Annotated in this window: 15 protein-coding genes and 1 tRNA gene; 6 read left to right on the top strand and 10 right to left on the bottom strand. The window is 70.5% G+C overall.

What is annotated here, in order from left to right; all coding sequences use genetic code 11:
- Positions 1–47 precede the first annotated feature (47 nt).
- From FQY83_RS06745 to FQY83_RS06755, 3 genes are all read left to right on the top strand, one after another.
- Positions 48–227: a hypothetical protein gene (locus FQY83_RS06745; protein WP_146386409.1), complete on the top strand. Its 180-nt coding sequence runs from the start codon at positions 48–50 to the stop codon at positions 225–227.
- 73 nt (positions 228–300) lie between these two features.
- Positions 301–1,806, top strand: a complete 1,506-nt coding sequence (locus tag FQY83_RS06750; RefSeq protein ID WP_425478608.1) for an alanine/glycine:cation symporter family protein — start codon at positions 301–303, stop codon at positions 1,804–1,806.
- Between the two features lie 24 nt (positions 1,807–1,830).
- Positions 1,831–2,685 (top strand): TrmH family RNA methyltransferase, encoded by an 855-nt coding sequence (locus tag FQY83_RS06755; RefSeq protein WP_146386413.1) that lies wholly within the window; start codon positions 1,831–1,833, stop codon positions 2,683–2,685.
- A gap of 133 nt (positions 2,686–2,818) precedes the next feature.
- On the opposite strand, the gene FQY83_RS06760 is transcribed toward FQY83_RS06755, so the two are convergent.
- From FQY83_RS06760 to FQY83_RS06775, 4 genes are all read right to left on the bottom strand, one after another.
- The gene (locus tag FQY83_RS06760; protein ID WP_146386415.1) at positions 2,819–4,213 is read right to left on the bottom strand and encodes a M28 family peptidase; all 1,395 of its coding nucleotides are present in this window, start codon (positions 4,211–4,213) and stop codon (positions 2,819–2,821) included.
- A gap of 76 nt (positions 4,214–4,289) precedes the next feature.
- A complete protein-coding gene (gene mscL, locus FQY83_RS06765) occupies positions 4,290–4,694 on the bottom strand; it encodes a large-conductance mechanosensitive channel protein MscL (RefSeq protein WP_146386417.1) in 405 nt (134 codons plus the stop codon).
- A 54-nt stretch (positions 4,695–4,748) separates the two neighbouring features.
- Positions 4,749–5,462, bottom strand: coding sequence for a fumarylacetoacetate hydrolase family protein (locus tag FQY83_RS06770; protein WP_146386419.1), 714 nt, complete (start codon positions 5,460–5,462; stop codon positions 4,749–4,751).
- Between the two features lie 4 nt (positions 5,463–5,466).
- Positions 5,467–5,766 (bottom strand): hypothetical protein, encoded by a 300-nt coding sequence (locus tag FQY83_RS06775; RefSeq protein WP_146386421.1) that lies wholly within the window; start codon positions 5,764–5,766, stop codon positions 5,467–5,469.
- 82 nt (positions 5,767–5,848) lie between these two features.
- On the opposite strand from FQY83_RS06775, the gene FQY83_RS06780 reads away from it, so the two are divergent.
- Positions 5,849–6,208 carry a Rieske (2Fe-2S) protein gene (locus FQY83_RS06780; RefSeq protein ID WP_146386423.1) on the top strand — a complete coding sequence of 120 codons (360 nt, stop codon included), beginning with the start codon at positions 5,849–5,851 and terminating at the stop codon, positions 6,206–6,208.
- 98 nt (positions 6,209–6,306) lie between these two features.
- Here FQY83_RS06780 and FQY83_RS06785 read toward each other — a convergent pair whose 3' ends face one another.
- The 6 genes from FQY83_RS06785 to thiS all read right to left on the bottom strand — a co-directional run bounded on the left by FQY83_RS06785 (position 6,307) and on the right by thiS (position 11,801).
- Positions 6,307–8,145, bottom strand: a complete 1,839-nt coding sequence (locus FQY83_RS06785) for an SLC13 family permease (RefSeq protein ID WP_146386425.1) — start codon at positions 8,143–8,145, stop codon at positions 6,307–6,309.
- 170 nt (positions 8,146–8,315) lie between these two features.
- Positions 8,316–9,053, bottom strand: a complete 738-nt coding sequence (gene trmB, locus FQY83_RS06790) for a tRNA (guanosine(46)-N7)-methyltransferase TrmB (protein WP_146386426.1) — start codon at positions 9,051–9,053, stop codon at positions 8,316–8,318.
- Between the two features lie 18 nt (positions 9,054–9,071).
- Positions 9,072–9,869, bottom strand: a complete 798-nt coding sequence (locus FQY83_RS06795) for a thiazole synthase (RefSeq protein WP_146386428.1) — start codon at positions 9,867–9,869, stop codon at positions 9,072–9,074.
- A gap of 77 nt (positions 9,870–9,946) precedes the next feature.
- Positions 9,947–10,915, bottom strand: coding sequence for a hypothetical protein (locus FQY83_RS06800; protein WP_146386430.1), 969 nt, complete (start codon positions 10,913–10,915; stop codon positions 9,947–9,949).
- Between the two features lie 15 nt (positions 10,916–10,930).
- Complete coding sequence (locus FQY83_RS06805; RefSeq protein WP_158636447.1) at positions 10,931–11,278, bottom strand: PadR family transcriptional regulator; 348 nt, start codon at positions 11,276–11,278, stop codon at positions 10,931–10,933.
- 322 nt (positions 11,279–11,600) lie between these two features.
- Entirely contained in the window at positions 11,601–11,801 is a 201-nt protein-coding gene (thiS, locus tag FQY83_RS06810) for a sulfur carrier protein ThiS (protein WP_146386434.1), read from the bottom strand.
- A gap of 180 nt (positions 11,802–11,981) precedes the next feature.
- On the opposite strand from thiS, the gene FQY83_RS06815 reads away from it, so the two are divergent.
- A complete protein-coding gene (locus FQY83_RS06815; RefSeq protein WP_425478621.1) occupies positions 11,982–13,808 on the top strand; it encodes an autotransporter domain-containing protein in 1,827 nt (608 codons plus the stop codon).
- A gap of 87 nt (positions 13,809–13,895) precedes the next feature.
- Positions 13,896–13,969, top strand: a tRNA-Gly gene (locus FQY83_RS06820).
- The last annotated feature ends 16 nt before the right edge of the window (positions 13,970–13,985 follow it).

Consider the following 13,985-nt stretch of genomic DNA (forward strand, 5'->3'; position numbering starts at 1 on the left):
CTTCCCGTCGACGCTGGCATCCGCCTGCGCGCCGGGGCAGGGGCGTGATGACGCGGGCTGTCGCCGTGTTCGCGCCGTGGGCGATGGCGGCGCTGGCGCGGCTGCACGACCTGCGGGTGTTCAGCCGGGTCCGGGGGGAAGGCCTGTGGCTGAAAACCGGGGTCAGAGTGCAATTTCCCCTCGACCGGGTCCACGCTTCCGGGGAATCGGGGGACATCGCACTCTGACCCCACCGCGGTTTTCCGCTATCGTTCCGCCTTCCGTGCGCTCGCCGTCCCGGTCGGAGCGTCCAATCGACCGATGGGGAGAGCATCCGTGGAAGAAGTTCTGGGCTGGATCAACGGCATCATCTGGAGCAAGGCGCTGATCGCGCTGTGCCTGGGCGCCGGGCTGTGGTTCTCGTTCCGCACGCGCTTCATGCAGGTGCGCGGTTTCATCGAGATGACGCGCCTGACCTTCACCGGGCAGAAGTCCGACGCCGGCGTGTCCTCGTTCCAGGCGCTGGCGCTGTCGATGTCCGGGCGCATCGGCATCGGCAACATCGCCGGCGTCGCCACGGCGATCGCGTTCGGCGGGCCGGGCGCGATCTTCTGGATGTGGGTGATGGGCTTCCTCGGCGCCTCGACCTCGTTCGTCGAGTGCTGCCTGGCGCAGATCTACAAGGAGAAGGACAACGAGGGACGCTACCGCGGCGGCCCGGCCTACTACATCGAGAAGGGCCTGGGGCTGAAGTGGTACGCGCTGGCGTTCGCGATCGCGACGATCGCCGCGGCCGGCGTGCTGATGCCGGGCGTGCAGGCCAATGCCATCGCCGACGGCATCGCCAACGCCTGCCAGGGCGGGGCGCTGTGCGGCTCGCTGGACGGCGAGGTGATGGGCATGGCCTCGCGCGATGCGCTCAAGCTCGGCATCGGCATCACGGTGGCGCTGCTGCTGGCGGCGATCATCTTCGGCGGCATCAAGCGCATCGCCGCGTTCGCCGAGTTCGTGGTGCCGTTCATGGCCATCGGCTACATCCTGACCGCGGTCACGGTCATGGCCATCAACTACGAGTACGTGCCGGAGATGTTCCGCATCATCTTCAGCAGCGCCTTCGGCATGCACGCCGGCTTCGGCGCGATGCTGGGCCTGGCGGTGGAGTGGGGCGTGAAGCGCGGCGTCTATGCCAACGAGGCCGGGCAGGGCACGGGGCCGCACGCCGCCGCCGCGGCCGAGGTCTCGCATCCGGCCAAGCAGGGCTACGTGCAGGCCTGGGCGATCTACTTCGACACCATGCTGATCTGCACCTCGACCGCGTTCCTGGTGCTGGCCACGGGCATGTACAACGTGCAGCTGCCCGACGGCACGATGCTGCAGGAAGCGCTGCCCGGCATCGAGGCCGGCGCCGGCTTCGTCCAGAACGGCATCAACACGGTGCTGCCGGGCTGGGGCGCGGGCTTCGTGGCGGTGGCGCTGTTCTTCTTCGCCTTCACCACGATCATGGCCTACTACTACATGGCCGAGACCAATCTCACCTACCTCAACGGCCACAGGACGCGTCCGCTGGCGACGCTGCTGCTGCGCCTGGCGATCACCGGCATGGTGGTCTTCGGCGCCTTCCACAACGCCGGGACGGCGTGGGCACTGGGCGACATGGGCGTGGGCCTGATGGCCTGGCTCAACATCATCGCGATCCTGCTGCTGCAGAAGCCCGCGCTGGCCGCCCTGCGCGACTACGAGCGGCAGAAGAAGCTGGGGCTCGACCCGGTGTTCGATCCGGATGCGCTCGGCATCCGCAACGCCGACTTCTGGCGCAAACGTGGCTAGGGCCGAGGTCGCGGGCAGATCCTGATGAGCGACAGGCGGACGCCGCGGCCGGCGCCCGGGCGCGATACGCCCTGGGGATCGCGCCGTCGCGACGAGGCGTCGCCCCCGCGTGACGTGCGCGGATCGCCGCCGGACGGCGGCGCCGGCGAACTGCGGCTGTACGGGTTGAACGCCGTGCGCGCGGTGTTCGCGCGCCGCCCGCAGGCGATCCGCAAGCTGTACCTGTCGCAGGCGCGCATCCCGCAGCTGCAGCCGCTGCTGAAGTGGTGCGCCGCCCACCGCATCGGCTACCGCGTGGTCGATGATGTCGACGAACTGCGCCGGCTGGCGGCGAGCACGCACCATGAAGGCGTGGTGGCCGACGTGCTGCGCGAAGCGCCGCGCGCGCTGCCCGACTGGCTGCGCGAGCTGCCGGACGGCCCGTGCTGCGCGCTGTGGCTGGACGGCGTCGGCAACCCGCACAACCTCGGCGCGATCCTGCGCTCGTCCGCGCACTTCGGGGTGTCGGCGCTGCTGCTGCCGGCGCATTCGACGCTGGCGCTGTCCGGCGCCGCCGCGCGCGTGGCCGAGGGCGGCGCCGAAGCCGTGCCGCTGGTGCGGCTGGGCCAGGGCGACGATGCGATCGCGCAGCTGCGCGAAGCGGGTTTCGCGCTGGCCGCCACCGTGGTGCGCGACGGCGGCGACCTGTTCGCGACGGCGCTGCCGCCGCGGCTGGTCTACGTGCTCGGCGCCGAAGGCGAGGGCATGGGTGAGGCGCTGGCCGCGGCCTGCGACCTGCGCCTGTCGATCCCCGGCAGCGGCGCGGTGGAAAGCCTCAACGTGGCGTCGGCGACGGCGGTGCTGCTGGCGCAGTGGGCGCGGGGGCGTGTGGGCGGTTAGAGGTTCGCGGCTTCGGTGGCCCCCACCCCAACCCTCCCCCGCAAGCGGGGGAGGGGGCTAAAAGCCGCTGCTCTTGGCCCCCTCCCCCGCTTGCGGGGGAGGGTTGGGGTGGGGGCCCAACGCAGGCAGGAAACTACTCGCCCGCCGTCTTTGGCGCGCTGCCGAAATCGCCTTCGGCCTCCGCGGCGAGCCAGGCGAACACCGTGTAGGCGGCGACGTTCTGGGCAAGGTCGTCGCGGTCGATCTTGTCGAGCGTGTCGTCGGCGTTGTGGTGCAGGTCGAAGTACTGCGTGCCGTCCTGGCCCAGCCACGCCCAGGCGCCGCCGATCGCGGCCAGCGGCGAGATGTCGGGGCCGGCGCCGCCCTTGCCCGGCATGTGCTCGATGCCGAGCGGCGCCAGCGCTTCGGCGATACGCGCACTCGCAGCCTGCGCATGCGCCGGTGCGCCCGTGCTGAAGCCGTAGATGCGGCCCGCGCCGAAGTCGCTTTCCGCGGCGATGACGTGCTTCGCGACGTCGCCCGCGTGCCGGCGCGCGTACTCGCGTCCGCCGAGCAGGCCCTGTTCCTCGTTCGCGAACGCGACCACGCGGATCGTGCGCTTCGGCCGCTGCGGCAGTTGGCCGATCAGCTGGCCTGCGGCCATGGTGATGCCGATGCCCGAAGCGTCGTCGATCGCGCCGGTGCCGAGGTCCCAGGAATCGAGGTGGCCGCCGATCAGCACGACTTCGTCCGGCGTTTCGCGCCCGGTGATCTCACCGATGACGTTGTGCGAGGTGTATTCGCCATCCCAGCCGCAGTCCAGCGCCAGCCGCACGCGCACCGGGCCGCGCTGCAGCAGGCGCGCGAGCTGGTCGGCGTCGGGCAGCGACAGCGCCGCGGACGGGATCGGCGTCAGCCCCGCGTCGAAGCGGGTGATGCCGGTATTGGCGACGCGATGCGGGCTGGTGCCGATCGAGCGCATCAGGTAGCCGACCGCGCCCTTGCGGATCGCTTCCGACGGACCCTTGCCGCGCACCGCGCCGGCCTTGCCGTAGCCGCTGCCGTCGCGCGTGCGCTCCATGTGCATGTCGACGAAGGCAATCCTGCCGGCGAGCGCACCGGCGGGCGCGGCCTGCAGCGCCTCGAAGTTCTCGAAGCGCACGATCTCCGCCTCGACCGTGCCGCCGGGACTGCCGCCGAGCGCGGTGACCAGCAGCGGCTGCGCGTGGGCGCCGAGCACCTGCGCCGATTCGCCGCGGCGCTCCCACTTCGGGAAGGTCACCGGTTCGGTCCACACCTTGTCGTAGCCGAGTTCGCGGAACTTCGCCTGCGCCCACGCGACCGCGCGCGCATCGGCTTCGCTGCCGGCCAGACGCGGACCGATCTCGGTGGTCAGCGACTCGACCACCTTCCAGGCGGTGTCGTCGGCCAGCGCGCGTTCGCGCAGTTCCGCAGCGCTGTCGAACGCGGCGTCCGGGATGCGCGTTTCCGCGGCAAGGGCATGGGCGGGGAGCAGGCAGGCGGACAGCAGCAGCGTGGCAAGGCGCATGGATCGGCTTTCCGGAAACGACGAAGCCGCGAGCCTAGCAGGCCCGCGGCTTCGCGTGGATGTGCGGAAAGTCGGGTTATTTCTGCAGCGAATCGCGGATCTCGCGCAGCAGCAGCACTTCCTCGGCCGGCTCGGCGGGGGCTTCTTCCGGCTTCTTGTGGATGCGGTTGATCGCCTTGACCACCATGAAGATCGCGAAGGCGATGATGATGAACTGGATCAGGGTGTTGATGAACTCGCCGATGCCGATCGCGACCGCGGGCACGGTCTCGCCGGCCGCGTCCACCGTCGCCTCGCGCAGGGTCCAGGCGATGTCGCTGAAGTCCACGCCGCCCAGCAGCAGGCCGATCGGCGGCATGATGATGTTGTCGACAAGCGATGTGACGATCTTCCCGAACGCGCCGCCGATCACCACGCCGACGGCGAGGTCGATGACGTTGCCGCGCATCGCGAATTCCTTGAACTCACTGATCATGCCCATCGGCGTCTCCTTGATTCGGTTCAGGTTGGCGGCCGCGCGCGCGGCCGGCGCCCACTATGCCGCCGGCGCGTGGACGTGGCAACGCAGTTCGAGCAGGTCGTCCAGCCGCGCCACGCAGGCATCTCCGGGCTGCAGCGCGGCGACGCCGGCAGGCGTGCCCATGAACACGAGGTCGCCGGCGCGCAGCGCGTAGAGTTTCGACAGTTCGTGCAGGATCTCCGGCACGTCCCAGATCAACTGGTCGAGCGTGGACTGCTGGCGGCGCTCGCCGTTGACGTCCAGCGACAGCAGGCGCGGGGCGAGGTCGCCGGCGTCGGCGGCCGGCACCAGTTCGCTGACCGGCGCCGACTGGTCGAAGCCCTTGGCGCTGTCCCAGGGCAGGCCCTTGGCCTTGGCCGCGGCCTGCAGGTCGCGGCGCGTCAGGTCCAGGCCGATGCCGTAGCCGAACACCAGCGCCTGCGCGCCATCCACCGGCAGCGCGCCGGGCGGGGCGTCGCGACCGATTGCCACGACCAGCTCGACTTCATGATGCAGCTCGCGCGTGCCCGGCGGATAGGCGACTTCGCCATCGGTGACGATCGCGTTGGCAGGCTTGTGGAAGAAGACCGGCGTGCCGCGATCGGCCTTCGACGCGGGCGCGGTGGCGCCCATCTCGCGCGCATGGTCGGCGAAGTTGCGGCCCACGCAGTAGATGCGGCGCACCGGAAAGCTGCCGCCCCCGCGCACGGGAATGCGCGACGGCGCCGCCGCGGTGACGACGTCGCCCACGGGCTCAGCGCAGGATGGGCTGGCCGGGCTTCGGCACGACGCGGTACTCGGCGTCGAGCGCGTCCGCTTGTCGCGCGTTGGCGGCCTTGCCCCGCGACCGCAGCGCGCCGCGCAGCAGGCCGAACGACACCATCGCCGCACCCACGAACAGACCGACCACCAGCAGCACGGCCAGGATCGCGATGCCCACCAGTCCCAGCACCACGCGCAGCAGGGCGTTGCGCGGCTTGCGCGGCGTGAACAGTCCACGCAGGCCGGAAGCGTCGAAGCGGGCGTGGAGGGTGCGGAAGAAGACGGATGACATCGGCGGCGGGTGAGACAATGCAGGGCGCCCAGTATCGGGCGCAGGTGCAACCAAAATGTAACGAGTTCGTTAAACCGCCGACATGAACAGCCCTGATCCCGACGCGTCCCTGATCGCGCTCGAAGCCATCCCCGACGGCGGATTCGCCGAGGTCGAGGCGGTGGTCGACGGCGACGCCGAATCGCTGATCCTGCATCGCGATGGCGGCGCGGTGCGCGCCTGGCTCAATGTCTGCCCGCACGCCGGCCGCCGCCTCGACTGGTCGCCCGGCCAGTTCCTCAAGTCGAAGGACGGCCTGCTGGTCTGCGCGGCGCACGGCGCGAGTTTCGAACTGGTCAACGGCGAGTGCGTGGCGGGGCCGTGCCGGGGAGAGGCCTTGCACGCCGTGCGCGTGGATGTGAAGGACGGGGCGATCACCCTTGGGATGAATGGCGAAGCCTGAGGCATTGCCTGCGCTACCCCGTTCCGGGTCGATCAGGTTGCGCGCCGATCGTCCGTCCGCGCGAGCGTGAGGGGCGGACGCCGGACGCCTGCCAACGCTCAGAACAGCAGGTTCACCATCAGCACGATGACGAAGGTGTAGACCAGCGACAGCGGCAGGCCGATCTTCCACAGTTCGCGCGGGCGGTAGCCACCGGGGCCGGTGATCATCGACATCACCGGGTTGGACTGGGTGACGAAGTTGTTCGAGGCCGACAGCGCGACGATCAGCGCGAACGCGGTCGGGTTGCCGCCGGCGGCCAGGGCCAGGTTGATCGCCAGCGGCACCACCACGATCGTCGCGCCGACGTGGCTGATGACCATCGAGAACGCGGCGGTGAGCAGGGCGACGGCGAATTCGATCAGCCAGATCGGCAGGCCGGTCGGCAGGCGCTCGATGGTGTGGCCGGCAACCCAGGCGGCGGCGCCGCTGCCGTCCATCGCCCAGCCCAGCGGGATCAGGCAGGCCATCAGGAACACGGTCTTCCAGCTGATCGCGCCGTAGGCCTCGTCCATCTTCAGCACGCCGAACACCAGCATGCCGGCGACGCCGGTCATCAGCGCGATCGAGGTGGGCACGCGCCCGGACAGCGCGATCAACATGGTCACCGCGAAGATGATCATCGCGACGCGGAACTTGTGCGGGCGCTGCTCGCCCTTGGGGTAGTCGGTGACGACGACGAAGTCGCGTTTGGACGAGGCCTGCCCCAGGTCGTGCCAGATGCTGTGCAGCACCAGCATGTCGCCGGCGCGCAGCGGGGTGTTGCGCACGTTGTCGCGGAGCACGGTCTTGTCGCGGTTGATCGCCAGCAGGCTGATGCCGTACTGCCGGCGCAGCTGCAGGTCGGCGGCGGTCTTGCCGATGAACTTCGAGGTTGGCGGCACCACCGCCTCGGAGATGCCGGCGCGGCTGGGGTTGAACAGGTCGGCGAAGTTGCGCAGCCGCGAGTTCATGCGCAGGAACTGGTTCTGCGCGAAATCGGCGATCTGCTGCCGCGGCCCCATCGCGCCGAGCACGCTGCCGACCCAGATGCGTGCGTCCGCCGGCGGCGCCAGCCGCGATTCGTTGCCGGTCTGCAGGGCGAGCAGCAGTGGGGCGTTGTGCAGGGCCTCGGCCTCGCCGAAGGTCATGCCTACCAGCGGGCTGTCGGCGGTGACGGTGAGCTCGTGGACCTCGCCCTCGATGCCGTAGGTGCGCGAGAAGTAGCTCTCGGTGCGCGCCGGCGTGACGTTGGCGTCGCCGTCGCCGCGCAGCCGGCGGTTGCCGAAGAACTGGAAGTACAGCAGGCTCGCCGCGAGCAGCGCCAGGCCGATCGGCATCGGCGCGAACATGTTGAGCGGCTCGAGCGTGGCTGCGCCCGAGGGCAGGTTGGCGTTGGCCGCGGTCAGCAGGTCGTTGAGCAGGATCAGCGGCGAGTTGCCGACCATGGTCAGCGTGCCGCCCATCACGATCGCCACCGCCACCGGCAGCAGCAGCTGCGACAGGCTGATGCCGGTGCGCGAGGACAGCCGCGACACCACCGGCAGGTACAGCGCCATCACCGACGGGTTCTGCATCACCGAGGAGTTGGCGCCGGCGATCGCCGAGACCAGCAGCAGCAGCCGCTGTTCGACGCCGCGCGCGCGCCGCAGCAGCCACGCCGCCAGCCGGTTGAGCGCGCCGGTGCGGTCCAGGCCCATGCCCAGGATCATCGTCGCGATCACGCTGATGACCGCGTTGGACGAGAAGCCGTTGAACAGGTCTTCCGGCTGCACCAGCCCGGTCAGGCCGAGCATCACCAGCACCACCAGCGCGACCAGGTCCGAGCGCACGCGCTGGAACACGAACAGCACCATCGTCAGGCCCACGAGCCCGAGGACGATCTTCATGTCGGCGGTGAGGGCGAGCTGGGGGTCCATCAGTGGGGACGTGATTGGTGATTGGTGATTGGTGATTCGAAACAGCGCGCGCCGGGCGCGTGCCGTGCGTTCGTGGCGGTCACGGACCGGCGACGACGGTTCGGCGCGGGTTCGGGCCGCGCAAGCGGCACCCGGAAAGCTTCCTGCTTTTCCGAATCACGAATCACCAATCACGAATCCCGGTCATACAGCAGATCCCAGACCCCATGCCCCAGCCGCTGGCCGCGGGTCTCGAAATGCGTCTGCGGGCGCCAGTCGGGACGCGGCACGTGGCCGCGCGCGCCGGCGCGGTTGCGCAGTCCCGGGGTGGCGTCGAGCACGTCCCACATGTGCTCGGCATAGTCCCGCCAATCGGTGGCGAGGTGCAAGCGTCCATTCGTCGCAAGCTTGCGCACCAGCAGCGCGGCGAACGCGGGCTGCACCAGGCGGCGCTTGTTGTGCCGCTTCTTGTGCCAGGGATCGGGGAAGTAGATGCGGATCTCGTCGAGGCTGCCGTCGGCGACCTCGTTGCCCAGCACCTCGACCGCGTCGTGGTGGTAGACGCGCACGTTGCTGGCGCCGTCGGTGGCGAGCGCGTTGAGCAGGCGGCCGACGCCGGGGGCGTGGACCTCGATGCCGATCAGGTCGCGCGCCGGGTCGTGCGCGGCGGCATGGCGCAGCGCCTCGCCGTTGCCGAAGCCGATCTCGAGCACGCGCGGCGCGTGGCGGCCGAAGGCGGCGTCGAAGTCGCGCGGCGTTCCGGCGTAGTCGAGGCCGTAGCGCGGCCAGAGTTCGTCGAACGCGCGCTGCTGGGCCTCGGTGAAGCGTCCCTGGCGCAGCACGAAGCTGCGGATCTCGCGGCGGCCTTCGGTGGCGGTGTAGGGCTTGGGCGGCGCCTTCGCGCCGGCGCTGGAGAAGGGATCGGTCATGCCGGCCGTCGCGCGGCGTCAGCCGACCAGCCCGTCGACCGGCGACGAGGCGCTGGCGTAGCGCTTGCGCGGGATGCGGCCGGCGAGGAAGGCGTGGCGGCCGGCCTCGACCGCGAGCTTCATCGCGCGCGCCATGCGCACCGGATCCTGCGCGCCGGCGATGGCGGTGTTCATCAGCACGCCGTGGCAGCCGAGCTCCATCGCGATCGCCGCATCCGAGGCGGTGCCGACGCCGGCGTCGACGATGATCGGCACCTTCGCGTTCTCGACGATCTCGATCAGGTTGTAGCGGTTCTGAATGCCCAGGCCCGAGCCGATCGGCGCGGCCAGCGGCATCACCGCGACGCAGCCGATGTCCTCCAGCCGCCGGGCCAGGATCGGATCGTCGCTGGTGTAGACCATCACCTCGAAGCCGTCCGCGACCAGCTGCTCGGCGGCCTTGAGCGTCTGCACCACGTCGGGGAACAGCGTCTTCTGGTCGCCCAGCACCTCGAGCTTGGTGAGGTTGTGGCCGTCGAGCAGCTCGCGCGCGAGGCGACAGGTGCGCACCGCGTCCTCGGCGGTGTAGCAGCCGGCGGTGTTGGGCAGGATGGTGTAGCGGTCGGGTGGCAGCACGTCGAGCAGGTTCGGTTCGCCCGGCGTCTGGCCGATGTTGGTGCGGCGGATGGCAACGGTGACGATCTGCGCGCCCGCGGCCTCGGTGGCGCGGCGGGTTTCGTCGAGGTCGCGGAACTTGCCGGTGCCGGTGAGCAGGCGGGAGCGGTAGGACTTGCCGGCGATGACGAGGGCGTCATCGGTAGGGAGCGCTGCGGTCATCGCGGGATTATCGCGCGCAACCGGCCCGGCGGCCTACCCCTGTCTCCCGGCTCGCATGCGGCGTGGGCGTGCGGGGTTCATGTTCGCGCCGCGTTTTCATCGGCCGCCGCTTCCAGCCAGGCCCGCAGGCGACCGCCGTTGATGACGTCCGGAGTGAGCGAGACGGTGACGTGGCGGAGGCGGCCGTCGTCGGCGCGCCAGCCGATCCTGTGCTGCTGGCCATACAGCATGGAGAAGGCCTGCCTGAGGTAGGAGGGCCTGGCGACGGTGACGATCTGCCGCCGCTGCAGCAGCAGCGGCCCGGTCAGGCGATGGATCCGCAGTGTCCCGGGCGTCGCCTCCGCCCTGAAACGCAATGCGTGCAGCGGAGCGGCGACGTTCTTGAAATTGACGAACAGCAGGAACGCGGTCAGTGGCCACGCCCAGGCATTGAAGATGCCGGTGGGATCGGCCCCGAACAGGCTCAGCAGCAGGAGCAACTGCATGCTGCCGAACACGGCGAACAGGATCCGGCACAGCATGCGGCTGGAGTCGAGGTAGGTCGCCACGAATCCGTTTTCGCCCGTGGCGGTTGCCGGCGCGGTCTTCGATGGCGCCGGTGTGCCGATGGCGTAGGCGAAGAGCGCGCCCATCCCCAGGCCGAAGGCCAGCATGTTCCACACGAAGACGATCGCAAGCGAGCGCCATCCCCCGGGGGCGGACAGGCCCAGCACCTGCATGAGCAGCATCAGCAGCGCGAAGGCCGGTCCGGCCATCAGCGCGATCTTCAGCAGCACGCCGTGGCGCTCCCGGCGCTGGGTGCTGCCGATGTCCTCGGGGCTGCCGAACTCGCCGGTCGCGGCCAGGATGGCGGCGCCACGATCCGGGGCGTCGATGCTGGCGTCGACGACGAAATCGCGCGCTTCGACCAGGGTCATCCTGCGGACGCTGCGGGTGCCGATCAGGTGCGCGTTGATCTGCGCCAGGTAGCGGTCGATGGCCTGATCGCCGGTGCGGAGGTCCGCGGGCAGCGAGGGCGATACGGGCTTGAGGACGGAATCGTTCATCGGTGGGTTCCTCGGTTACGGGCCGGGGGTGAGCAGGGTGCGCTGCAGCAGGGCGCTGACGCGGGTCCATTCGTGGATGCGGCGCTGCAGGAAGTCGCGGCCTTCCGGAGTCAGCCGGTAGTACTTGCGCGGGCTGCCGCGCTCTCCGGGTTCGTGGTGCGAGGCCAGCAGGCCGTTGCGTTCCAGCCGATGCAGCAGCGGGTACAGGGTGGCTTCCTTGAGGATGTCCGCGTCCGGCCCGAGGCGCCGGTGCAACTGTTCGCGGATGCCGAAGCCGTAGTTCGGGCCGGCACGCAGCGCGTCCAGGACCAGGGCGTCCAGCAGGCCCTTGAGGATCTGTTCGTCGGCGGGTTGTTTAGCCATATATCGCATACCTTATTGCATAAACTATGCGATGTAAAGCAAATGGCGCCGATGCGGCGTCGACGTACCGGGCGATGGGTCTGGAGTGCCGTCGGGCATGTGGCGCGAGGCCAGAGAACCTCTGAAGCCCAGAGTGTCATTTCGAGCGTAGCGAGAAATCTATGCTCTTGAATTCTCGGAGATTCCTCACTGCATTCGGAATGGCAATCCAGAGCTTCCCTGGGGCATGGCGGCCGCGCGGAACCGGACGCCAGCCCAGGGAAGCGCGCCGGGCAGGACCTGCCTTTGATCGTGCGGTCGCAGTGCGCCCGCGGCGCCTGGTTCAGCCGCCGCCCAGCGCGTGCACGATCTCCACGCGATCGCCTTCGGCCAGCACGTGGCCGGCGTGCCGGCTGCGCGGCACGATCTCGCCGTTGACCTCGACCGCGACCCGGCGCTCGCCGAGCCCCTGCTGTTCGAGCAGCGCCCGCACCGTGGCGCCCTGGGCGACGGCCAGCGCCTCGCCATTGAGCTGGATGTCCATGTCCGCGATTGTCGCCCGCCGGCGCGATGGGCGCACCCCGGGCGTGCGGCACTGCGGCGTGAGCCGCCGGCGCCGTTCGGTGACACTTGCGACCATGCGGCCCCGTATTGGGGCCGCCGGCCCACTTTCCGGAGTTCATGCATGGCTCGTCCCCCCCGATTCCGTCCCGCCACCCGCCTGCTGGCCGCCGCGCTGGCGCTCGCCGCCGCGCCCGCGTTCGCCGCCGGTCCCTTCTCGCAGACCGTCTTCATCGGCGACAGCCTGAGCGACGCCGGCCATTTCCGGCCGCTGCTGATCCAGCAGGTGGGCCCGCAGGCCGCGATCATCGGCCGCTTCACCACCAATCCCGGGCTCGTCTGGTCGGAGTGGCTGGCCGACTACTACGGGACCGACGCTTCCACCGCCTGGTCGGCGACCGGCGCCACGCCGCAGGCCGGCAGCGGCAGCAACTACGCCGTCGGTGGCGCCCTGGTCGGGCAGGACGCGGTGGGCGCGCTGGGCTACACGCCCTCGCTGGCCACGCAGACGAACGCCTACCTCGCGGCCAACGGCGGTCGCGCCGATCCGGACGCGCTGTATTCGGTCTGGGGCGGCGCCAACGACCTGTTCTCGATCGCGGCCAATCCCGCGCAGGCGCAGCAGATCATCGGCGCCGCGGTGACCGCGCAGGTGGGCATCGTCGGCGCGCTGCAGGGCGCCGGCGCGCGCTACGTGCTGGTGCCGAACATCCCCGACCTCGGCATCACCCCGGGCTTCCTCGCGCAGGGCGCGGCGGCGGCCGCGCAGGGCACCGCGCTCGCGACCGCGTACAACGGCGCGCTGTATGGTGGCCTGTCGTCGAACGGGCTGCGCGTGATCCCGGTCGATACCTTCACCTTCCTGCGCGAAGTGGTGGCGAACCCGTCCGAGTACGGCTTCGCCAACGTCACCGGCACCGCCTGCCAGCCGCAGATCACCGCGCAGTCGCTCACCTGCAACCCCGGCACCTATGTCACGCCGGGGGCGGCGGATACCTACCTGTTCGCAGATGGTGTGCATCCGGGTTCGGCCGCGCACCGGATCCTCGCCGAGCTCGCGATCGGGATGATCGAGGGTCCGCGCCAGATCGCGGTGCTGCCGCATTCGGCGGCGATGACCGGCCGCGGCCGCGCCGAGCGCGTGGGCGCGCAGCTGTCGGTCGCGCCGGAGCAGGACGGCCGACGCTGGTGGGTCGACGTGCGTGGCGACTTCCAGCGCTACGGCCACGGCGACAACTACGACGGCGCCGGGCCGGCGCTGACCGCGGGCCTGGGCTGGGGCAGCGGCAACCTCGTGTACGGCGGCTTCGCCGGCTACGGCCGCCAGGGCAACGACTGGGGCCTGCGCCGCGGCGACTGGGACCAGGGCGAGGCGACGCTGGGCGGTTTCGTCGGCTGGTATTCCGAGGGCGGCGCCTGGGTCAACGGCCAGCTCAGCTACAGCCGGCTCGACTTCGACGTCAACCGCCAGGTCCCGCTCGGCCCGGTGACGCGCGTGCACCGCGGTTCCGCCGACGGCAGCAACCTGACCGCCGCGCTGCAGGCCGGCTGGAGCTTCGGCGAAGGCGCACTCAGGCACGGCCCGGTGCTGGGCGTGATCGCGCAGAAGATCGAGATCGACGGCTTCGCCGAAAGCGATCCGGCCTCGTCGACCTCGCTGGCCTTCCCCGACCAGGAGTTCGATTCGCTGATCGGCAGCGTCGGCTGGCAGGCCAGCTACGCGATCAACGCCCACCTCGCGCCGTATGCGCGCATCACGCTCGATCGCGAGTTCGAGGACAGCGCCGGGGAAGCGTTCGCGCAGTCGCAGACCACCGGGTTGGCCTACGCGGTGCCGGGGCTGGAGTACGACGACACCTACGCCACGCTGACCCTCGGCGCGCGCACCTCGCTGTTCGGCCTCGACGCGAACCTCGGCGTGAGCCTGAACGCGGGCGAGAAGGGCGGCAAGCAGACCACCGCGTTCGCCACCCTGGGCGCAGGCTTCTGAACCGCGCGGGCCGCCGGGTCGCGCAACGGCCCGGCGCCCGCGACGCGTTGCCAAGCCGCGCCGGCCGGGCATAGACTGGTCGCGAACGCGGGTGTAGTTCAATGGTAGAACTGCAGCTTCCCAAGCTGCTAGCGTGGGTTCGATTCCCATCACCCGCTCCACATGCAGGCGGCGGCA

It is taken from the genome of Luteimonas marina (assembly GCF_007859325.1).
Taxonomy (GTDB): Bacteria; Pseudomonadota; Gammaproteobacteria; order Xanthomonadales; family Xanthomonadaceae; genus Luteimonas; species Luteimonas marina.